This window comes from Tenacibaculum sp. (assembly GCF_048269885.1).
Lineage (GTDB): Bacteria > Bacteroidota > Bacteroidia > Flavobacteriales > Flavobacteriaceae > Polaribacter.
The window spans coordinates 15,806-38,290 of the sequence record NZ_JBLWTZ010000022.1 but is presented as its reverse complement, the minus strand read 5'-3'; the positions used below and the strand labels follow the sequence as shown (position 1 = coordinate 38,290).

Here is a 22,485-nt window from a genome sequence, read left to right as displayed (position 1 = left end):
TACATACTTTTTATCCATACTTTGTTTTTTATTAGTTGATTATTCTTTTGGTTTTTCGTAAAAACTATTGGCTAATGATGCTTCACTTAACAAAGGCATTTTAAACTGAATTGGTTCTCTTCCTGGTTCTGTTGGTTGCCCGTTTTCATCTTTAGCATACCAAGTTATGGATTTTGGTAATAACAAACCGTTAACATTTTCCCAATCGTTATATCTTATAATTTTATAAGCATCAGTTGATTCTTTGCTAAAATAAGTAACCGTATACCCTAACCATGCCATTTGTTTTGTTTCTGGATGGTAAAATATAAAATAATTATCATCTGGTGAAGTTCCTACGTTGGCTTTGTATGAAATTTTTATTCCTGGATAGCTAACTCCTTCAAAAGTCAGCGGTTTTGTTTCTGAATACACAATGCCATCATCAGCTAATACAAAAGGCATTGCATAAAAATAAAAATATAGATTGTAATAAAACTCCGGGGTTCCTTTAAACGCTGTTGAATCTTGTTGTTGTAACCACACTTCTTTTCCATCAAACCCTAAAGAATATTCTGGTGAATTCACTACTGTTTTTCGTGAATGTAAATCTGTAGTATGTTCTTCATTTTTTAGTGTGAATGACAATGTTTTCATTTTTTTCCATTGTTCAATGCCTCCATGTTTTTTTAAAACTTCTTCTAAAGCTTTTGGATATTTTGATATTGCTACCTCTTCTTTTTTAATTGTTTCCTTTTTAACTTCTTTTTTACATGCTGTTGAAACAAGAGCTATAGCTATTAGTAGTACTATTTTTTTCATGATGATTGATTTATTTTATTCTATTTGGTCGAAACTACCATTAGAAATTACAGTAAAAATAAAAAACTCTCCAAATATATTTAGAGAGTTTGTGTTAACTATAAAAATTGAATGAATTATTCATCCGTTAAGGCTTCCATAAAAGCGATTAGGTCTTTAATTTCTTTTTCAGACAAATTCAATTTATCTGATGGTAAGGTTTGATTTGGCACTTCGTACCCTAATCCTTGTCCACCACCTTCATTATAAAAATCAACTACTTGTTCTAAGGTTTCATACACCCCATTATGCATATAGGGAGCCGTTTTGGATATGTTACGAACGGTAGAAGTTTTGAAAAAGTATTTTCGTTCTTCAGTTTTAAATATATTATACGCCCCTAAATCATCATCTAATCCTGTTTCTTGTGTATTAGGAACTCCTATAGACTCTACCTCAGTCTCAGTAAAATTAGGTGGAACTGTTCCATTAAACACAGGCGGAAAGTGGCAAGTGGCACATTTTGCTTTCCCCATAAAAAGATTAAAACCGTTGATTTCAGACGTTGTTAAAGTGTTTTCCTTATTATTGATGTTTTTATCAAATTTAGAACTAAAGTCGCCCAAGCTTCTAATATAATTTGCCATTGCGTTTCTAATGTTAAAATCAGTTACTTTTCCATATAAATTAGCAAACGATTTTGTGTACACACTGTCTTTTTTTACAATTTCCGTTAAGTTTTCTAAATTGGTATGAAACTCATTCCTGTTTTCAACAACACCTACAATTTGCCCTTCTAAACTCCCTGCTCTTCCATCGTGAAAAAAAGTTTGTTGGTAAGCTGCATACGATACTGTTGGGGTATTTCTTAACTGTTTCGGAAAAGTTGCCAACCCATCAGTAAAAGCTTTGGTTTTAATATGACAAGTAGCACAACTCATCACACCATCTTTCGACAGGTTCTTATCATTAAATAACTTTTTTCCTAATGCTATTTTCTCTTCAGCCGTGGCTTTTTCTAGCTGGTGGTAATCGTTAAAAAAATCCACATTAAATGTTTCTTTAGAAAATAATGAAGTGATGTTATTGTTGAACGCCATAGTTAACGGGAATTCCACTTTCCAATCTTCTGAGGTTTTTGCCAACAACTCCAATTCTTTATGTGTGTGATTTTTTATAAAATCATAGCGGTTAAAAGACTCAAAGTCGCCTTCTTGTAACATTTTTTGAGCTGTCTGCAACTCATTTACAAAATCAGTATATAAATTATCTTTTGAAAACTCATTTTTATATGTGTTTATAATAAAGAGTAAGGTTTCGTAGGTTGTTTTTGCTTCTGATAACGATTGCTCTAATACGGGTGAATCAAAGCCTGTAATGCCTACCAAAGCTACACGAGCAATTTGGTCGCGTAACAGCCATAAAATATGATGCTTTTTTAAATACAGCCTATTATTTGCAGCTATTAACCTAAGTCTGTTCGCTGTAATTTTAACTATTTCATCTACGTTAATAGTCTCAGCTGTTTCTTCGTGCAATAATTCTTCTATAACCTGAAACCCAAAAGGACTTCTTATTTTAATATCTGTTGCATCCTCTTCTTCAACCTTTAAAATATTAGGAGCATTTAGACTCTTGTAGTTTTCTTTATCAGCAAAAGCTACTATTGGTTCCAGTAACTTAAATTCATTTCTTGCTAATTTGTAGTTTTTAAGTTTTTCTGAAACCTCTTTAACGGTACTAATTTCTTCTAAATACGAAATACAGTTTTCAAGATGTTTTGAATAATAATCTTGAACTTTCTTTACCAAAATTTGATTTTCAACCTTTGTATAGCTCACCGATTTTTCTTGTTTACAGCTAACTATAGATAGTAGAAAAAGACACATGAGAACATGTGTCTTTTTTATTTTTTGAAAATTCTTTGTCATTACCTATTTAATCCTTGAATAACGTACAATTGACTTCCTTCTTTTGATGTTTCAGCTGCATCATTTGCATTCGCGTCAGTAAATGCTCCCCCGTCTGCTGGAACCCATCCGTGGTTTTGAGTAATTAATAAGAACGTATTGCTTACGCCAATAGTTTCAGAAATATCAATCATCCCCGTAATTTCCCATGCATTATCTTGGTAAGACGCTCCATAACCTTGTGCAGAAGCCGTTACTTGATCGCATTCTAATACTCTTTTTAACTCTCCTGTTTTTAAATTGTATTGATACAAGCTTGCCGCATGATTTTTTTCTCCATCAAAATATCCGTTAGGGTCTTCTTGGATATAGGCATAATTTTCAGTCACTACAATGTTATCAGGACTGTGGAAAGCACTCGCCTTCCCATCTAACATATCGCCATCCAATACACAAGTAATTTTTGCCGCTCCAGTAGGGTCGTTTTCGTTTAATTCCACCTTATATACACGTCCGTAAATACTTCCTTTCCCCACTAAACCATCTTTTTTACGACCTGTTACACAAAAATAGATTTCACGATTATTTTGAGCAGAACCTCTTCTCCAATCAATATCCTCTAAACGAGAGAAGCCCATTACACCTTTTTCTTTTGCTTCAGCATCAAGTAAATCGATATTTTTTTCCGTTAACTCCACAAAAGAAGCATTATAGGTTGTACCTTCCTTCATATCTACTTCATATGCAATACCTTCATCCGTTACTTTCAAACCATACAATTTACCTCCTTCTAAATCTCCTCTACTCCCTACATACATCCCTAACTGACCAGAAGGAACTTCATTATCTGAATGATCATCTCCTATAAATACAACAGTTTTATTAGCATAAGCGTCTTTACCAATAGCTACAGCATTTTCTGTAGACCATTGCCCTAAAGCTGTTAACATTCTTGGAGAACTTGCTGCTGAAGCACTCTTTAAAGGATCTGTAGCAAAAACTCCTTTAGAAGCTCCTCCCCATTCTCCTCCTGATAAATACAATGGGCCAAAACCGTGCTCAGCCTCTGTAATTAAAGATCCAGAACACTGTGCCGTACTAGCTGTAGCATTTGCATTTAAAATATATTCTCCATGTACAGGTTTAAAAGTTTTATCTAAGGTAATACGAGCAATTGAATAATCTGCCTCTATATTATTTATTAAAGTATAAGTACCATCTGAGTTTCTCATTAACCCAGCTCCGTCTGCCATAGAACCGTATACAAAGTTTGGTGTATCTTCTAACTTATCTTCAGAAGATAACAAAGGGTAAATTTTCACTCCAGAAAAAGCAGATTCTAATTTTAAGAAGTTAGGAGTTTTTGAATGTGCTTTTAATTCAATTGAATCTCCTTGATTAGGGGTACTATCAGAATCACAAGATGTTAAAGCAATAGCACCACAAACACCTAAGAATCCTAATTTAAGTAAGTTTTTCATTATTTTGTTAATTTTATTTATACCCGCAAATCAACAACTCTTACTTTAAGAAGTTCTTAGCTGTAGTTTAAATCTATCTCATCAAAAGGTTACCAACTTTAACTAAACTTAAACAGCCCTACACAATAATTGTCCTCAAAACGACTTAAACACTAACTATCACCCCTCTACAAGTTAACCTTTTCTTTACTTAATTTATATGGTCCTTATAATTGCTTGCTTCATTTTCTATATAATAAAAAAAAGCACCTTTAAAAGGTGCTCTTAGTTTACTTCAAAATTTTACTTTGGTTAGAGTAAAAATCATTTTGTTTTCTTTTTTTTCATAGAATTTTCCCCGACGACGTGATATAATTCCCCATTTTATATCTTACCTTATACAAGGTTTAAATTTTAACCGAGACAAAAATAAACCGTCTAATTTTCTTTTTGGTAAGTCAGTGACTTACTAAAAGTAAGTCACTGACTTACTTTTTTATCAAAATGGACTAAAAAATACTTTAAGAGCAAAAAAAATAGTCCAAAACAATAATTATTAAAATTTATATATATTTGCTTTTTATGAAAAAAATGATTTTACATATAGCACAAGAGCTGGTAAGCTTAACATGTGGTTTTCGCAGAAATCCTGATGAAGGAATCTGCCAAAACCGGACGTTATATGTTAATTATAATAAAAACTCAAACATGAGTTGATTATAACTATGTAATAATATATAAAGCGTCCAAATAATTTTGGACGCTTTTTTTATATTTTTTTTTGAAAAATGAAATTTTAACATAAAACATATAAAAATTCTTAATTGAACTCTAAACTACTAACGTACAAAACGTTACCAATAACTTCTTATCTGGATCTTATCCGGACAACCCCCTTCTATCTCAAAACTAACCTAAAGTACTGATTACCAACTAAATAACATCCAAAAAAACTTGTTTTGTTGTAAAAATTCTGTATATTTGTACCCTACTTATTAAGGCAGACTTAATTTAGTAGTATTGATAAATAATAATTTAACACTATGGTATTAACTAATATAAACAGAAGTAGCAGCTTAGCTTATGGAAAAGGAGCTGATTACAAAACAAAAAAGGACAAGGATGTTTATTGTAAAGCAATGTATTTAATGAGGAATTAGTAATTATTCTCTACTTATATATTACACAAAGGCGTCTTTTTTAAAAAAGACGCCTTTTTTTTGTTAAAAAACACATTTTTAACAAGTTAAAACTTGTATGATTCGTTTTTTTTCACTATATTAAGGGGACAAAATAAAAGCTATGAAAACATTAAAATTGCACACACTAAATGAAAAAGGACGTTTACTCATTAAACAAGAACGCTTACTAAAATTACCTTCATTATTTATAATGATGTCACTATTTTAGAATCAAAATCAACTAGCGTTCATTTCAAAATTGCAAACGCTTCCTTTATGACAAAGTAGAATTTCCTGAAGTCTGTTGTACTCAATAGGCCTTAGCAGTAACGCATCTTCATAAATTGATGTTTCTATCAATTTAATTCTACCTACTACCCAAACACTTGGGTTAGATGACTATTGCCTCATTTAAAAATGATGCAATACACACGAAAATTTATTTCGATGCTATATGAGCTGCAGATGCGGCTAGGAAAACTATTGTCAAAATTTAAAAATTGAAATTATGAGAACTTTAAAATTTACACTACTAATAAGCTTGTTATTTTTGTTAACTACAAGTTGTACAGACTTAACAGAAGATATTGTACCGAACAACACTGTTAACCAAACAGAATTAGTTACAAGTACTAATATACCTACCAATGGTACCGGTGATGACGGTACTGGGGGAACTACCGATATAGATACTGGTGGTGATGGTGATGGAAGTGGTACTGGTGATGGAACCAAAGGAAACTAACCTTTTATATTTATAAGCTTTTAACAAATTTGTTAAAAGCTTTTTTTTAGTTTTGTCAAAAACCAACAATCTTGAGATATTTTAAAAAATCCTTTTTCTGGTTTATTCTGTTTTTTTTAACCCACTTCATTTGTTTTTCTTCTCCAATACAAGAGATAAAACAAAACGATAGTATTAAGGTATGGCTTCAACAAGCTAAAGATAAAAAACTAAATATTTTAGAGAAAAGACACTTGCTTTTAAAATCTTACAATTACATTACAAACTATAACAAAAAATTACCTTTAGAACTCAGCTCTATTGCTTATGAATTTTACAAGTTAAAGGACACTACTCTTTTTTTTAAAATCAATAAAGAAGCATTACAGCTTGCAACTAAGACCCAACACATTTATGCTATTGGTGATGCTCATTGGAATTATGCCACTTATTATGTAAAGTTGGAATTTTACAGTAAAGGCTATTATCACTTTGATAAAGCCTATCAAAGCTTCATTAAAGGAGGCTTTAAAAAAGAAGCTTCGCAAACATTACAAGGAATGGCTAGTATAAAAGGAAAGTATAGAGATTATACAGGAGCAGAAATTTTAAACATTGAAGCCATTAAACTTTTTAAAGATTTAAAAGATTATAGACGATTATATGCCTCTTATAATCACCTAGGTCTTTTACAAGAAGATATCAAGGAATACAATAAAGCAATTTATTATTTTCATAAGGCCATGGAATATTCCAATAGATTAAATACACGCTTAAAAAGAGGAGAGTATATTACGGTTAATAATAATATTGGTAATATTTTCTTGAAAAAGAAAGAGTACTCAAAAGCACTAGAATTCTACTATAAAGACTTTAAAATACCATTCATAACTAAAACTCAATATGCAAGAATTCTTGACAACATAGCCCATTGTAAGCTTTTAATGAAAGACACATTAGATGTAAAAAAAAACCTACAAAGAGCACTCGCTATAAGAGACAGCTTAAAAAACAAAGAAGGAATTCTAACCTCTAAAATCCATATTTCAGATTATTACAAATATATTAAAGACACCGTTGAAGCTCTACAGTATGCTAAAGAAGCCAATTTATTGGCTAAAGAGTTAAAGAATGGTAGAGATTATTTAACTACTCTAAACCAGCTTGCCAACTTAGACAAACAAAATTCTAAAAAATACTTAGATCGTTATATAGTGTTTAACGATAGCTTAATTAGTGCCGAACGAAGAATACAAAATAAGTTTACACGTATTGAGTTTGAAACAGATGAATATATTGAAGAAACCGAGCGGTTAAGTCAACAACGTATATGGATTCTAGTAACTAGTTTTGCTGGTCTACTAGTTCTTAGCCTACTCTATTTTTTACGTGTACAAAAAGTAAGAAATGAAAAATTAAAACTAGAAGCCGAACAACAAAAAGCCAATGAAGAAGTATATGTATTAACCCTACAACAGCAAGCAAAATTAGAAGAAGAACGAATTAATGAACGCAACCGTATTTCGGCAGAACTACACGATGGTGTGTTAGGAAAACTTTTTGGTACTCGAGTAAATCTTGGCTTCTTAGCGATGCAAATGAAGCCTGAAACTCAAGAAAAACACCAGGCTTTTTTAGACGAGTTACAAGAAATCGAAAAGGAAATTAGAGATGTTTCTCACAGATTAAGCGATAATTTTGATAGTGCCAATATTAATTTTACAACAATTTTAACGCAGCTTTTAAAAGACAGAAGCGCCATTGGTAACTTTACTTATCAATTTGATTTTGATAAAACTATTCCTTGGAGCGAAATTAGTGAAGTTACAAAGGCCAATGTATATCGTATCATTCAAGAAGCTTTGCAAAACATTATAAAGCATGCTAAGGCAAAAAATGTTACCTTAGAGGTTTCTTTTAAGAAAAAAGAACTCATTATTTCGCTGAAAGACGACGGAATTGGTTTTAACACCGAGAAAAAGAAAAAGGGAATTGGTATCAAAAATATTACAGCAAGGGTACAAAAACTAGGTGGTCATTTAAAATTTATTTCTAAAGAACATCAAGGAACTACACTTGTCATTATAACCCCTTTTAACACTAAAAATGAAAAGTAAAAAGTACAACGCTTTAATAATTGACGATCATCCTTTAATATCAGAAGCCTACAAAAGTGCTTTTACCTATATTGAAAGTCAAAATGAAAACATTTCTTTTCATATTCAAATAGCGAACAATTGTGGCGTTGCCGATGAAATTATTGAAAGCCATGCTTCTTCTAAGCAACCTATTGAGATTATTTTTTTAGACATTAGCTTACCTCCTTTAGAAGAAAAAAGTATTTTATCTGGTGAAGATTTAGGTTTGATTATAAATGAAAAGCTTCCAGAAGCTAAAATTATCATCTCTACTACTTTTAACGATAATTATCGAGTACATAGCATTTTAAAAAATGTAAACCCAGATGGTTTCTTGGTAAAAAACGACATTACTCCTGTAGAGCTAGTTCATGCTATTGAAGAAGTGCTTAACGACCCTCCTTACTACAGTAAAACAGTAATGAAAATGCTGAGAAGTCAAGTTTCTAATGAGTATTTCTTAGATGATTTGGATCGAAAAATTTTGTATGAATTATCGATTGGTAATCGTGTTAACAAATTGCCTAACATACTCCCCTTATCATTAGCTGCCGTACAAAAAAGAAAACGACAAATGGCTAAGGTATTTGGGGTTGACAATTCTGATGATCGCGATTTAATTTTAATAGCAAAAGAAAAAGGATTCTTGTAAGAATCCTTTTTTCTCTTATTTTACATCCTGTTATTAATAATACTTTGTACTACTTCAGGATTTAAGAGTGTAGAAACATCTCCCAAATTATCTAATTCATTATGTGCTATTTTTCGTAGAATACGACGCATAATTTTTCCTGAACGTGTTTTAGGCAGTCCTGCTGTAAACTGAATTTTATCCAACTTCGCAATTGGTCCAATATGCTCTGTTATAATTTGATTTATTTCTTTACGTACATTATCTTGGTTTCTTGCCTCTCCTGTTTCTTTTAAAATCACATATCCATACAAGGCATTTCCTTTTACATCATGTGGAAAACCAACTATAGCACTTTCAGCCACAGCAGGGTGTTCATTTATAGCATCTTCAATAGGTGCTGTTCCTAAATTATGCCCAGAAACGATAATTACATCGTCTACCCTACCTGTAATTCGATAATAACCTACCTCATCACGAAGTGCACCATCACCTGTAAAGTACATAGCATCGAATGCAGAGAAATACGTTTCTTTATAACGTTGATGATTTCCCCAAATAGTTCTTGCCATAGAAGGCCAAGGATATTTTATACACAGCCTACCATCAACCTGATTTCCTTTTACTTCTTTTCCGTTTTCATCCATCAATGCTATTTGAATTCCTGGTAAAGGCAATGTTGCATAAGTAGGTTTAGTTGGCGTAATATAGGGCAATGGTGAAATCATAATTCCACCAGTTTCAGTTTGCCACCAAGTATCTACAATTGGACTTTTCTTTTTTCCAACATTATCATTATACCAGTGCCATGCTTCTTCATTAATAGGCTCCCCAACCGTTCCTAATACGTTTACGGATGAAAGATTATGGCTATCCACAAAATCTAAATGTTCTTTCGCCAATGCTCTAATTGCTGTAGGTGCTGTATAAAATTGATTTATGTTATGCTTCTCCACAATTTCCCAAAAACGACCAAAATCTGGATAACTAGGTACTCCTTCAAACATTACAGTTGTTGCTCCATTTGCCAAGGGACCATACACGATATAACTATGCCCTGTAATCCAGCCAATATCTGCGGTACACCAATACACATCGTTCTCTTTGTAATTAAATACATTTTTAAACGTATACGCTGTATATACCATGTAACCCGCTGTAGTATGTAACATTCCTTTGGGACTCCCTGTTGAACCAGAAGTATACAATATAAACAAAGGGTCTTCAGCATCCATAATTTCAGGAACACAATCTTGATAAGCTTCTTCTAATAAAGGGGCTAACCACTTATCTCGCCCTTCTTTTAATTGAATATCTGAATTAATTCTTTTAGCAACCAATACAGTTTCTATGGTAGGGCAGTCTTCTAATGCTTCATCAACAATACTCTTTAAATCAATAGTTTTAGCTCCTCTGAAAGAACCATCAGAAGTAATTACCATTTTTGCTTCGCAATCATTAATTCTCGTTGCTAGTGCTGTTGACGAAAAGCCTGCAAAAACAACCGAGTGCACTGCTCCAATTCGCGCACAGGCTAAAACTGAAATGGCTAATTCTGGAATCATCGGCAGGTAAACACAAACCCTGTCTCCTTTCTTAATTCCATTATCTTTTAACACATTGGCGAATTTACAAACACGTTTATGTAGCTCTTTGTAAGAGATGTGTTGAGCTTCTTCTTTTGGATTATTTGGTTCAAATAAAATAGCTGTTTTATCTCCTCTAATATGCAAATGACGATCGATACAGTTTTCTGTAATATTTAGCTTTGCTCCTTCAAACCATTTGAACTCTGTTTTTTCAAAATCATAGTCTAAAACGGTGTCCCATTTCTTCCTCCAAACAAAGTGTTCCTCTGCTATTTCTTCCCAAAATAATTCTGGATTTCTAACAGACTTTCTATATACTTGAAAATATTCTTCTAATGTTTTTACGTGGTAGTTACTCATTCTTATACTCCTTTTTATTTTAGCTTAAGCTACTAAAATAAATCTTTTTTAATTGTTTATCAACTTATTAATTTCTCTTCTTAAAATAACACTATTCTTCATCTTCTTGTTGCAACAAACGTGATTGTACAATGAAACGGACTCCTAAAGGAATTTCTAATGAAAAACTTGCTCCTCTTCCTTCAGTTATATCAATGGTTAAGTGTGTATGCTTCCAATATTCATATTGATCTTTATTCATATAAAAGGGGACTTCCTCTAACACTCCCAACAAAATATCACTTTCATCTAAATACATTTCATCTTTAGGAAAAATCATTGGTGATGATCCATCACAACACCCACCACTTTGATGAAAAATCAATGCGCCATGTTGCTTTTTTAGTTTTTCAACTATTTTTTTTGCGGCATCTGTTATTGCTACTCTTTGCATATTTTATTTTTTTATAACAACAATACTGAGCTTTTTAAAGCTCAGTATTGTCAAACAACTAAAAGAATCCTAACTTGTTTTTATCATACGATATTAACATATTCTTAGTTTGACGATAGTGATCCATCATCATTAAATGTGTTTCCCTACCAAATCCAGATTTTTTATATCCTCCAAATGGCGCATGCGCAGGATAAGCATGGTAACAATTTACCCATACTCTTCCTGCTTTAATAGCCCTTGGTATTTGATATAACTGATGTGCATCTCGTGTCCACACTCCTGCCCCTAATCCGTACATGGTATCATTTGCTATTTCTAACGCCTCCGCTTCATCTTTAAACTTTGTTACACATACAACAGGTCCAAAAATTTCTTCTTGAAAGACACGCATTTTATTGTGCCCTTCTAGAATAGTTGGTTTAATATAAAAACCATTTGCTAACTCTCCTTCTAGTACATTTGCTTCTCCACCGCATAGCACTTTTGCTCCTTCTTCTTTTCCTATTTTAATATATGCCTGGATCTTTTCATATTGATCATTTGATGCTTGCGCACCTACCATTGTGTTTACGTCATACGGACTCTTTTGTACGATAGCTTCTGTTCTTGCTACCACTCGCTCCATAAAGGCATCGTAAATAGCTTCTTGAACTAAAATACGTGAAGGGCAGGTACAAACTTCTCCTTGATTAAAAGCAAACAACACAGCTCCTTCAATAGCCTTATCTAAAAATGCATCGTCTGCATCCATTACACTGTTAAAAAAGATGTTTGGAGACTTACCTCCTAGCTCCATCGTTACTGGATTTAAATTTTTAGAAGCATACTGCATAATTAGCTGCCCTGTAGTGGTTTCTCCTGTAAAGGCTACTTTATCAATTCTTGAACTCGATGCTAATGGTTTCCCTGCTTCAGGACCAAAACCATGCACGACATTAATAACTCCAGGAGGAAAAACATCTGCTATTTTTTCCATTAACAAGGTTGCAGATGACGGAGTTTGTTCTGCTGGTTTTAATATTACACAGTTACCTGTAGCCAATGCTGGAGGTAACTTCCACGACAACATTAAAAGAGGAAAATTCCAAGGAATAATTTGCCCCACAACTCCTAAAGGCTCTTTAATGTTCATTGATAAGGTATTTTGATCAAGCTCTGTTGCACTTCCTTCTTCTGCTCTAATAGCAGCAGCAAAATAGCGCCAATGATCTACCGCCAATGGAACATCGGCATTTAATGTTTCTCGTATTGGTTTTCCATTATCACAGGTTTCTACCAAGGCAAACTCTTCTAAATTTGCCTCAATAATATCTGCTACTTTATTTAACAAAGAAGCTCGTTCTGCAGCTGAAGTGTTTCCCCAACTTTCCTTTGCTGCATTGGCTGCATCTAATGCTAATTCTATATCTTCTTTTTGTGATCTTGGATATTTTGCTATAACGCTATTATCAACTGGAGATCTGTTTTCAAAATATTCTCCACCTAATGGAGACACAAACTTCCCATTGATGAAATTTGCATACGTGTCTTTAAATTTTGGTTTCGTGTAACTCATAAAACTTTGTATTTTTGTTCTTTACTTAAATTAATTTTTCGAAATAACACTTCCCTAATCAATCCGTGTTAAAAATGAATATTTCGTAATTTTTGTAAAATTAAAATATCAAATAGTCAATATATTGAACGTATTTATTAAATTGTAACACATATCTATTATCTCAAAAAAGAAACGATAGATTTTTGTACTATTGATTATGAACCATTTATTAAGTCGACATAAAGAGAGTAGAAAACTCACTACTTTAATTGAGAACAGAACTACGTACAATGCTGAATATGCTGAGTTAAATATTTTTGAAACTCACAAAAGCGCAGAACAAGTCTCTTTGACTTTTGATTTTCCTGTGATTGCAAGTATGCTCACTGGAAAAAAAATAATGCATTTAGAAGGTATGGAACCCTTTGAGTTTTTCCCTGGTGAATCTGTAGTAATGCCTACCAACCAAGAAATGATTATCGATTTTCCTTTGGCTGAAAAAGAGAATCCTACTCAATGTTTGGCTTTGGGTATTGACTCTGATAAAATTGACGAGATAGTAGAAAAATTTAATCACAATGTAGCCATAGAGCGCGAAAATAATCATTGGAAGCTAAATGAAACTTCTTCTCACCTTGTTCATAATACGGATATTAATCATTTAATTGGACGTTTAGTACATACATTTACCGATCAAAACAAATCTAAAGACATTCTTCTTGATCTTATGATACAAGAATTGATTGTTAGATTATTACAAACAAAGGCTAAAGCTTTTATTTTAAATGATCCTTCTGGTACACTTACAGACACCCGTATTGGCATGGTTATTAAGTTTATTAAAAACAACCTTACTAATAAAGATATCACTGTAGAATTGTTAGCTAAGAAGGCTTGCATGAGTACATCTCATTTTCATAAAAAGTTTAAAAACACCTTAGGAATTTCTCCTATTGACTATATAAATTCTGAAAAGATTAATTTTTCTAAAAAACTTATAAAACAATCTAAAAACCTACGAATCTCTGAAATAGCTTACAAATCTGGTTTTAACAATATTAGCTATTTTAACAGACAGTTTAAAAAAATGGAGATGATTACTCCTCAGCAATTTAAAAAGTCATTTATAAAAGAGTAAATCAGTAACTTTTTTTCAAAAACTTTTATAGGTACATTTGTTTGATATGGTTATCTCTCTTTTTCTAGATGTTTTAAGTACCAATTGGTACATAATCTTACTTTTTTTTACTGTAGCTATTCTATACTCTTCAGTTGGTTTTGGAGGAGGCTCTAGTTACTTGGCTGTTTTAGCACTTACGAGCTTACTTTTTACACAAATAAGAGCTACGGCATTACTTTGTAATGTTATGGTAGTTACTGGTAATGTTTTACTGTACATACAACAAAAGCAATATAATTGGAAAAAGGTTATTCCGCTTACGCTATTTAGTGTACCTATGGCTTTTTTAGGTGGTTATTTACGAATAAGTCAAACGTTTTTCTTTATTCTTTTAGGTTTTACACTACTTTTTGCAGCTATTACCATGTGGATTTCTAACAAAGTAGTTACCAACAACAATAAAACTACCGATTTAAACCTAGTAAAAAATGCAGGTTATGGCGGAATTATGGGTTTTGTTTCTGGAATGGTTGGAATTGGTGGCGGTATTTTCTTAGCTCCGTTACTTCATTTAACCAATTGGGACACCCCTAAAAAAATAGCCGCTACAGCAAGCTTTTTTATTTTGGTAAATTCTATATCTGGATTGATAGGTCAATATACAAACCCTGAATTTTCTATCGATTGGAATTTAACCTCTGCTCTCCTAATTACAGTTTTTATAGGCGGGCAAATAGGTAGCAGAATGAGTAACCAATTCTTTACACCTAAGCAACTAAAAAAGGCAACTGCTATTTTGATTGCCTTTGTGAGTATTCGCATTTTAATTAAGTACTTATTTTAATTTCGCTTTTTTGCTCCTTTTATTACTCTTTAGCTTTGGTTTGCTGTAAGCATACCCTTTTCTTTTTTTATTCTGTTTTGAAAAATTACTGTTTTCTTTCCTTTTTTTTCTGAAAACTTATACGTGTAAAATCCATCTTCAAAAGAAAACTCATTTGGTGAAGTAGGATACATCTTAAATTTACTTGAACTCCCCTTTCTTTGACTATACAGTTGGTTATTTTCCATCGTAACTAAACGAATTCCTCCATCTTCAAATTTATAAGTACCTACCCATTTTTGTAACTCTTCTTTTGATAAAGAAACAGCATTATTACCTGTAGCAAAAGGTTTGTTAATAGCCAACCCTGCTATTTTTATAGTCAATGCTGTTGGTGATTTACAACCGCAATTAGAAAATACAATTACATACACATCTTCACTTGGCACATATACTCCCATAGATTTATACCCTGGTATTGAGCCACCGTGTTCTACAGTTGGTACTCCATTTATTTCATTCAAGCTCCAACCATACCCATAATCTATTTTCTTACCATTGTTTAATGCGTAATTGGTAAACGCTTTTTCAATTGTTTCTTTTTTTACTAGTGTATTATTACGAATGGCTGTTTGCCATCGCAACATATCATCTACATTCGACATAAGTGATCCTGCCGCATACGGTAACGACATACTTATGTATTGAGCATTCGAATAGTCTCCATTTCTCTTTCGATATCCTATGGCTCTGTTTTTAATCAGTTTTACATGACTTCCATAAGAAGAAGAATTCATATTCAGTTTCTTAAAAATTCGTTCTTCAACAAATTCTGGATAACTTATTCCGCTTACTCTTTCAATAATGTATCCTAAAATAAAGTACCCAGAATTATTGTATTTATATTGCTCTCCCGGTTCAAAATCCATCGGTTCATTTTTAAAGAAATCGATAAATTTTAAAGGTTCTACATCTTGAGTTGTTACTTCTCCAAACTTTTGCATTGAGGTGTAGCTTTTAATCCCAGAAGTATGTGTTAATAGGTGGTGGATTGTAATTTCTTTTCCTTTTGGATAATTAGGTATAAATTTAGCTAACTTATTTTCTAGGTCAAGTTTTCCTTCTTCTAGTAACATTAGTATGGAAACTGCTGTAAACTGTTTAGTAATTGAACCAATTTCGAAAACATTTTTTGGCTTCATGTTTACATCTAACTCTAAGTTAGCCTTTCCATAAGCTTTCTTGTAAATAACATTTCCTTTTTTAGCAACCAAAGCAACAACTCCACTTTCATTATCTTTAAATTGAGCTTTTAAAATTTCATCAATTTCTGATTCTAAATTTTGTGCACTAACCATGCTTGTTAGTAAAAAGCACAATACCGAAAGTATCCTTTTTTAATTTGAACTCTGTTTTTCATTTGGTTTGTTTTCGTGATTATCGTAGGTAAGACGCAGCAAAAAAAAACAGGTTACAAGTTTTACCCCAAAAAAAAAGCAACGTATATACGTTGCTCTTTCATCCCCAAAACATAGATAACTATTTCTTAGCCTAACCAAGCATTCATCATCCACAATGTTTTTTCCTGTTCAGCTATAAAATCACTCATCATCGAGTTTGTTCCTTCATCTTCTGCATTATCCGACAAATCAAGAATTGTACGCTCTATTTTTAGTAATTCTGATAATGAATTAATGATTAATGTTACAGCTTCTACATCATTTGAAATATTTTTACCTACTGGTACTCTCGACACATTAGTATAATCTTCAAAAGTATGCAATGGTGTTCCTTGTAATGTTAAAATACGCTCTGCAATTAAGTCTACTTTTTCTTGCGCATCGGTATAAAATTCTTCAAATTTCATATGTAACTCAAAGAAATTTTTTCCTTTAATATTCCAGTGCAATCCTCTTGCATTTTGGTAATACACTTGAAAGTTTGCTAATAAGGCATTTAACTCTTTTACTAAATTTTCAGTTTTTTGTTTATCTAATCCTAAAATTGTGGTTGACATATTGTTTTGATTTTAAGTTTTTTACTTTTTCTACTACAAATTTAAGGCAAGTTTTAACAACTTTACTATAAAGGTAATCGATTGTTTTAATATCTTTATCAAAAATTATTATTGAAATGACTATAACACAATTAAAATATACACTAGCGGTTGCTGAATATAAAAACTTCACCATAGCCGCTGAACATTGCTTTGTTACACAACCAACGTTGAGTATGCAAATTCAGAAATTAGAAGAAGAATTAGATGCTAAAATTTTTAATCGTTCAAAAAAACCAATAGAACTTACAGAAGTTGGTAAACGCATTGTAGAGCAAGCCAAAGTTATTGTTGATGAGAGCAATCGCATTATAGACATTGTGCATCAACAAAAAGGCTATGTAGGAGGTGAGTTTAGATTAGGAATCATTCCCACAATTATGCCTACACTACTTCCTATGTTTTTAAAAACATTTAGTAAAAATTACCCCAAAGTACAGTTGGTTATCGAGGAGTTAACTACTGAGGAAATTGTAAGAAAATTAATGGATGGTTATATCGATGCTGCTATTGCAGCTACTCCATTAGAAAATGAAGCGATTAAAGAACGTGTTTTATATTATGAACCTTTTGTTGGATTGGTTCCTAGTGAACATCGTTTATTTAATCAAAAGAAATTAAAAGTTGACGATTTAGAAGTTGATGATATCTTATTGTTAGAAGACGGACATTGCTTTAAAGACAGTGTAATTAATCTTTGTAGAACAAATAAAAGAAGTTCAACACATCACTTTCAATTAGAAAGTGGAAGTTTTGATACATTGATAAAGTTATCTAAAGACGGTTTAGGAATGACCTTACTTCCTTACTTAAACACGTTGGACTTAAATGAGCGAGATAAAACTCATTTAAGAGAGTTTGAAACTCCCTCTCCTGCACGTGAGGTTAGCTTGATTTATCATAAATCTCAATTGAAAATGCAATTGATAGAAGCTCTAAAAAGTACTATTGATAGTGTTATTAGAGGTGCTATTGCTTTTAGTGATGTAGAAATTATAAGTCCACTTCAGAAAAAATAAACTTCATTAAGTTAACATTTTAAAATAACTGACCTAGCTATGGGATGGAAAATATCATGCGTAATTATTAACTCTAACAAAGAAGTAGAGAAAGAAAAACTCTTAAATAGTATCGGTTTTCATAATCTAAAAAAAATAGTTCCTAAAACGTTTGAAGAGGTTATGTTACCTCCAGATAATACCGTTTATATTACAAAATACAAAGGAAATTGGATAATATGTGAACAAGAATTGCCCATAAAATCATTTGAAGAAAACACTTCCTATGAGGAAAATACACTAGCTGATTTTTTTCCTGATACTGAAATATGTTCTATTGCTCTTCAAAGCACTGTTAATTTTTGGGCATATTCTGTTACTATAAATAATCAAAAATTAAGGGTTAAAGGAGGAACATCAGAACTAGGCACCTTTATTGATTTCGGTAAACCTCTTAAAGAGGAAGAAAAACTATTATCTAAGTCAAAAATAGATGAAAATGGAAATAGGTTTTATAATTTCGATGATTTTACTGAAGGAGAATTTACTGAAGATCAAGTAGGTGAAAATTTTGTATTTGAGTTATGTACAAGGTATTTTGGAAAGCAATTGAATTCAGATGATGAGTTATTATTTGATACTAATTTAGAAGGATATAGTTTTTCAAAAACACCTACTAACATAAGAAAAGTTTCTTCTCCTCTTGATAACTTAAATAAAAACACTCAATTAAATACAAAATTTCTAAAGTATCTATTATTTTTAGTTGCAATAATCATTATACGCCTAATTCTAAAAAACACATAAAAAATCCCGCTATTAGCGGGATTTTTTATTTTTTATCGCTCAGCGATTTAAAAACTATATTCTGATAAAGGTTTTGGAAAATCTTCCGGATTTGCTGCTAAATGATAACGAGGATCATCTACCGCCTCTTCAATAACATCTGCAAAAATAGGGCTTGCTTTATAAAGCAACACCTTACAATCTTCACTTAAATGTTTTAAGGTTACCTTTTTTCCTACCTTTTGATATTTTTCAACTAGTATAAAAATAGCTTCAATAGCTGAATGATCAGAAATACGCGATTCTACAAAGTCAATTTCCACATTAGCTGGGTCATTCTTAATATCAAACTTTTCGTTAAAAGCAGTAATACTTCCGAAGAATAATGGTCCCCAAATTTCGTAAATCTTAGTTCCATCTTCTTTAAAACGTTTTCTCGCTCTAATTTTTTTGGCATTTTCCCAAGCAAAAACTAATGCTGAAATAATGACTCCAACAAATACAGCAATTGCCAAGTCAAAAATCACGGTTACCGCTGATACTATAATTAACACAATCGCATCTGACTTTGGTATCTTGTTCATAATTCTAAAGCTCGACCATGCAAATGTGTCAATTACCATCATAAACATTACGCCTACTAAAGCTGCAATAGGTACTTGTTCTATATATTTATCTGCAAAAAGAATAAAAATTAATAAAGTAACCGCCATCATAACTCCTGATAAACGTCCTCTACCACCTGCGTTAATATTAATTACTGTTTGACCAATCATACCACAACCACCAGTTCCTCCAAACAAACCACTTACCATATTTCCAGCCCCCTGAGCTATACACTCTTTATTACCATCACCTCTTGAGTCTGTTAATTCATCCACTAAGTTCATCGTCATTAACGTTTCAATCAATCCAACAGAAGCTGCTAAAAAAGCGTACGGTGCTATAAACTTTAACGTATCTAAGTTGAATGGTAAATTGCTCCAAAGTTCTGCTAAATTCATTTTTTTAGAAATCTCATCAAAACCATTTAAACCAGCTCCTCCACCATCTCTAATGAAGTCTCCAACATTTATAGATTCCAATCCTCCAAAAACAGCTACAAACGTAACAATTAAAATAGCTGTTAACGCTGCTGGTACTTTTGTTGTTACTTTTGGTAGCAACCATATAATTAACATTGTTAGTAACACCAACCCTATCATAGTATATAGTTTTGTTCCTTGTAAAGTAGATTTTACTACTCCACTATCTTTTACGGAATAGAATCCGCCATTTTCTATATTAAAAACAACCTTTTTTGTTTTGGCATCAAACACTTGTGTATCTGATTTTACAAAAACTTCTTGATTTGTTTGATTGTTAATTACTGAATTTCCTTTGATTGAAAATAATGCAGCATTTGATACTAGATCTTGTACTTCATTATCTGCTATTTTATAAACCAGTTCTTTCGATTCGGTTTTACGCATGTTTTGTCCGAAAATATCTTTCTTGTTTTCTTTAAACATCCCTAATTGGGCGATGAAAATAACAACCGCTAAACCATTTACAAACCCCATCATTACTGGGTGTGGAATTAACCGAACTAATTTCCCTAGTTTAAATACTCCTGCTAATACTTGAATAACCCCCATTAAAACCACAGCTGCCAATAAATAGAAGTATCCCATATTTTCTACAGGCGTATCAAACAGCAGTCCTTTTGCATGTCCTTCTTGTATCATGTTTACAAAAATTACAGCCACAGCTCCTGCTGCTCCAGAGATTAACCCGGGTCTTCCTCCAAAAACGGCAGAAATGATTCCCACAACGAAAGCTCCAAACAGTGCTACAATAGGACTAATTTGAGCCACAAAAGCAAAAGCTACCACTTCTGGTATCATTGCTAACGATACTGTAATACCTGCTAGCGAATCGTCTTTTATGTTAATCTTCTTACTTTTAATGTATTTCATCATAATTTCTAAGAGTCTTTTGTAAAAGTGCGCAAATGTAAAGATAATTTTATAGACCAAGTTTTACCTTTCATTAAGTTTAATTTTGTCAGCGTAAATTTTTGCCTTAATTTTGAACGTTGAACTATCAAACCAATTTGGTAGCAACAAATGAGCAGAAAAACACTACTTACTTCGAAAGAAATTGAAATCATTCTGCATCGATTAGCGTGTCAGTTAATCGAGAATCACAACGATTTTTCTAACACCGTTTTAATAGGATTACAACCTAGAGGTTCGTATTTAGCTAATCGATTGGCTAAATTACTAAGAGAAAAATATCATATTAAAGACCTAAAGTTAGGCTTGTTAGATATTACTTTTTATCGTGATGATTTCCGCAGAAGAGAAGAACCCTTAGAAGCCACTTCTACACAAATTGACTTTTTAATTGAAGGAAAAAAGGTGGTTATTATTGATGATGTCTTATTTTCAGGAAGAAGCGTTCGAAGTGCCTTAACAGCACTACAATCCTACGGAAGACCTGATTATGTTGAATTATTGGTATTAATAGATCGTCGTTTTAGCCGTCATTTACCAATACAACCTAATTACAGAGGAAGACAAGTAGACGCCATCAACGAAGAAAAAGTAGTTGTAAACTGGCAAGAAACTCATAAAGAAGATACAATTTACCTTGAACCCAAGCCCTCAAAGCTTGATTAGTTATGATTAAAAAAACAAACTAAAATGAAGCAGTTAAGTGTTGAACATTTATTAGGAATTAAATACCTTAACAAAAATGACCTTGAGCTTATTTTTGAAACTGCTGCTCATTTTAAAGAAGTCATTAACCGACCTATTAAAAAGGTTCCTTCCTTACGTGATATTACCATTGCTAATTTATTTTTTGAAAACAGTACACGTACAAAACTTTCTTTTGAATTAGCTGAAAAACGTTTGTCTGCAGATGTTATTAATTTTTCTGCTGGACAATCTTCAGTAAAAAAAGGAGAAACTTTAATTGATACTGTGAACAATATTTTATCAATGAAAGTTGATATTGTTGTAATGCGTCATTCAAATGTAGGAGCAGGAATTTTCTTATCAAACCATGTAGATGCTAAAATTATCAATGCCGGTGATGGTACACATGAACATCCAACCCAAGCATTATTAGATAGTTTTTCTATGCGAGAAGCTTTAAATAGTAACTTAAAAGGTAAGAAAATTGTAATTGTAGGTGATGTCTTACACTCTCGTGTAGCTTTATCAAACATATTCGCTTTACAATTACAAGGAGCTAAAGTAAAAGTTTGTGGACCAAGCACCTTAATTCCTAGATATATTTCTAGTTTAGGGGTTGAGGTAGAAACCAACCTAAAAAAAGCTTTGGAATGGTGTGATGTTGCTAATGTATTACGTGTGCAACACGAACGTATGGATATAAAATATTTTCCATCAACTAGAGAATACACACAACTTTTTGGTATCAACAAAGAAATTTTAGACAATCTTGGTAAAAAAATTGTCATCATGCACCCTGGTCCTATTAACAGAGGAGTAGAATTAACAAGTGATGTTGCCGACAGTGATCAATCAATTATTCTAAATCAAGTAGAAAATGGAGTTGCTGTTCGTATGGCAGTTATTTATTTGTTAGCACAACAAATAAAAAGATAGCAATGAATATAATAAATAAAACTGATTACACTTTAATTACTGCTGAGGAAAATACATTTTCGAACTTCATTGAAAGCTTTGAGAATGAATACCTAAACCTCACAGGAAAAAACCTGATTATTGTAATTTCAGAAGAATTTAATGCTTCTAACAAAAATATTTTGCTATTTTTGAAATACGCAGAACAACATCAAAACAATGGCACATCTTTTGTAGTTGTATCAAAAGATGTAACTATTGATGATTTTCCAGAAACCTTTAACATTGTTCCTACATTAGTAGAAGCGGAAGATGTTATAGAAATGGAAAATATTCAACGTGATTTAGGTTTTTAAC

At 32.2% G+C, this 22,485-nt stretch carries 19 protein-coding genes; 10 read left to right on the top strand and 9 right to left on the bottom strand.

The genetic code is table 11. From position 1 onward, the window contains the following. Nucleotides 1–39: 39 nt before the first annotated feature. From ACN0WY_RS14650 to ACN0WY_RS14640, 3 genes are all read right to left on the bottom strand, one after another. The gene (locus tag ACN0WY_RS14650) at nt 40–801 is read right to left on the bottom strand and encodes a hypothetical protein (RefSeq protein ID WP_417800836.1); all 762 of its coding nucleotides are present in this window, start codon (nt 799–801) and stop codon (nt 40–42) included. 116 nt (nt 802–917) lie between these two features. Continuing rightward, nucleotides 918–2,621, bottom strand: a complete 1,704-nt coding sequence (locus ACN0WY_RS14645; protein ID WP_417800835.1) for a cytochrome-c peroxidase — start codon at nt 2,619–2,621, stop codon at nt 918–920. 89 nt (nt 2,622–2,710) lie between these two features. Continuing rightward, nucleotides 2,711–4,171 (bottom strand): alkaline phosphatase PhoX, encoded by a 1,461-nt coding sequence (locus ACN0WY_RS14640; protein ID WP_417800834.1) that lies wholly within the window; start codon nt 4,169–4,171, stop codon nt 2,711–2,713. A gap of 1,668 nt (nt 4,172–5,839) precedes the next feature. On the opposite strand from ACN0WY_RS14640, the gene ACN0WY_RS14635 reads away from it, so the two are divergent. The 3 genes from ACN0WY_RS14635 (at nt 5,840) to ACN0WY_RS14625 (ending at nt 8,845) form a co-directional block, all read left to right on the top strand. Beyond that, complete coding sequence (locus tag ACN0WY_RS14635; RefSeq protein ID WP_417800833.1) at nt 5,840–6,076, top strand: hypothetical protein; 237 nt, start codon at nt 5,840–5,842, stop codon at nt 6,074–6,076. 71 nt (nt 6,077–6,147) lie between these two features. Next, a complete protein-coding gene (locus ACN0WY_RS14630) occupies nt 6,148–8,172 on the top strand; it encodes a tetratricopeptide repeat-containing sensor histidine kinase (RefSeq protein ID WP_417800832.1) in 2,025 nt (674 codons plus the stop codon). Continuing rightward, nucleotides 8,162–8,845, top strand: coding sequence for a DNA-binding response regulator (locus ACN0WY_RS14625; protein WP_417800831.1), 684 nt, complete (start codon nt 8,162–8,164; stop codon nt 8,843–8,845). Before ACN0WY_RS14630 ends, ACN0WY_RS14625 begins: the two co-directional genes overlap by 11 nt. 20 nt (nt 8,846–8,865) lie before the next feature. On the opposite strand, the gene acs is transcribed toward ACN0WY_RS14625, so the two are convergent. The 3 genes from acs to ACN0WY_RS14610 form a co-directional block, all read right to left on the bottom strand. Then, nucleotides 8,866–10,773 (bottom strand): acetate--CoA ligase, encoded by a 1,908-nt coding sequence (acs, locus tag ACN0WY_RS14620; RefSeq protein ID WP_330488110.1) that lies wholly within the window; start codon nt 10,771–10,773, stop codon nt 8,866–8,868. A gap of 91 nt (nt 10,774–10,864) precedes the next feature. Beyond that, nucleotides 10,865–11,206, bottom strand: a complete 342-nt coding sequence (locus tag ACN0WY_RS14615; RefSeq protein WP_330488111.1) for a DUF779 domain-containing protein — start codon at nt 11,204–11,206, stop codon at nt 10,865–10,867. Nucleotides 11,207–11,264: 58 nt separating this feature from the next. After that, nucleotides 11,265–12,764, bottom strand: a complete 1,500-nt coding sequence (locus tag ACN0WY_RS14610) for an aldehyde dehydrogenase family protein (RefSeq protein WP_417800830.1) — start codon at nt 12,762–12,764, stop codon at nt 11,265–11,267. Between the two features lie 199 nt (nt 12,765–12,963). On the opposite strand from ACN0WY_RS14610, the gene ACN0WY_RS14605 reads away from it, so the two are divergent. Further along, the gene (locus ACN0WY_RS14605; RefSeq protein ID WP_417800829.1) at nt 12,964–13,884 is read left to right on the top strand and encodes an AraC family transcriptional regulator; all 921 of its coding nucleotides are present in this window, start codon (nt 12,964–12,966) and stop codon (nt 13,882–13,884) included. A gap of 46 nt (nt 13,885–13,930) precedes the next feature. Continuing rightward, the gene (locus tag ACN0WY_RS14600) at nt 13,931–14,710 is read left to right on the top strand and encodes a sulfite exporter TauE/SafE family protein (RefSeq protein WP_417800828.1); all 780 of its coding nucleotides are present in this window, start codon (nt 13,931–13,933) and stop codon (nt 14,708–14,710) included. Nucleotides 14,711–14,739: 29 nt separating this feature from the next. On the opposite strand, the gene ACN0WY_RS14595 is transcribed toward ACN0WY_RS14600, so the two are convergent. Together ACN0WY_RS14595 and ACN0WY_RS14590 are read right to left on the bottom strand one after the other, a co-directional pair. Beyond that, nucleotides 14,740–16,047: a serine hydrolase domain-containing protein gene (locus ACN0WY_RS14595; RefSeq protein ID WP_417800827.1), complete on the bottom strand. Its 1,308-nt coding sequence runs from the start codon at nt 16,045–16,047 to the stop codon at nt 14,740–14,742. A 188-nt stretch (nt 16,048–16,235) separates the two neighbouring features. Then, the gene (locus tag ACN0WY_RS14590) at nt 16,236–16,706 is read right to left on the bottom strand and encodes a Dps family protein (RefSeq protein ID WP_125345235.1); all 471 of its coding nucleotides are present in this window, start codon (nt 16,704–16,706) and stop codon (nt 16,236–16,238) included. A gap of 116 nt (nt 16,707–16,822) precedes the next feature. Between ACN0WY_RS14590 and ACN0WY_RS14585 the strand changes: the two genes are divergently transcribed. Then, nucleotides 16,823–17,764 (top strand): hydrogen peroxide-inducible genes activator, encoded by a 942-nt coding sequence (locus tag ACN0WY_RS14585; protein WP_125345236.1) that lies wholly within the window; start codon nt 16,823–16,825, stop codon nt 17,762–17,764. A gap of 39 nt (nt 17,765–17,803) precedes the next feature. Beyond that, complete coding sequence (locus ACN0WY_RS14580) at nt 17,804–18,550, top strand: DUF6928 family protein (protein ID WP_417800826.1); 747 nt, start codon at nt 17,804–17,806, stop codon at nt 18,548–18,550. A 47-nt stretch (nt 18,551–18,597) separates the two neighbouring features. Here the strand turns inward: ACN0WY_RS14580 and ACN0WY_RS14575 are convergent, their stop codons facing one another. Further along, the gene (locus ACN0WY_RS14575) at nt 18,598–20,490 is read right to left on the bottom strand and encodes a SulP family inorganic anion transporter (RefSeq protein WP_417800825.1); all 1,893 of its coding nucleotides are present in this window, start codon (nt 20,488–20,490) and stop codon (nt 18,598–18,600) included. 147 nt (nt 20,491–20,637) lie between these two features. Between ACN0WY_RS14575 and pyrR the strand changes: the two genes are divergently transcribed. The 3 genes from pyrR to ACN0WY_RS14560 are packed head-to-tail and all read left to right on the top strand — an operon-like array spanning nt 20,638 to nt 22,484. Then, nucleotides 20,638–21,192, top strand: a complete 555-nt coding sequence (gene pyrR / locus ACN0WY_RS14570; protein ID WP_330488118.1) for a bifunctional pyr operon transcriptional regulator/uracil phosphoribosyltransferase PyrR — start codon at nt 20,638–20,640, stop codon at nt 21,190–21,192. Between the two features lie 24 nt (nt 21,193–21,216). Continuing rightward, a complete protein-coding gene (locus ACN0WY_RS14565; RefSeq protein WP_330488119.1) occupies nt 21,217–22,149 on the top strand; it encodes an aspartate carbamoyltransferase catalytic subunit in 933 nt (310 codons plus the stop codon). A gap of 2 nt (nt 22,150–22,151) precedes the next feature. Then, nucleotides 22,152–22,484: a hypothetical protein gene (locus tag ACN0WY_RS14560; RefSeq protein WP_330488120.1), complete on the top strand. Its 333-nt coding sequence runs from the start codon at nt 22,152–22,154 to the stop codon at nt 22,482–22,484. Nucleotide 22,485: the final 1 nt, after the last annotated feature.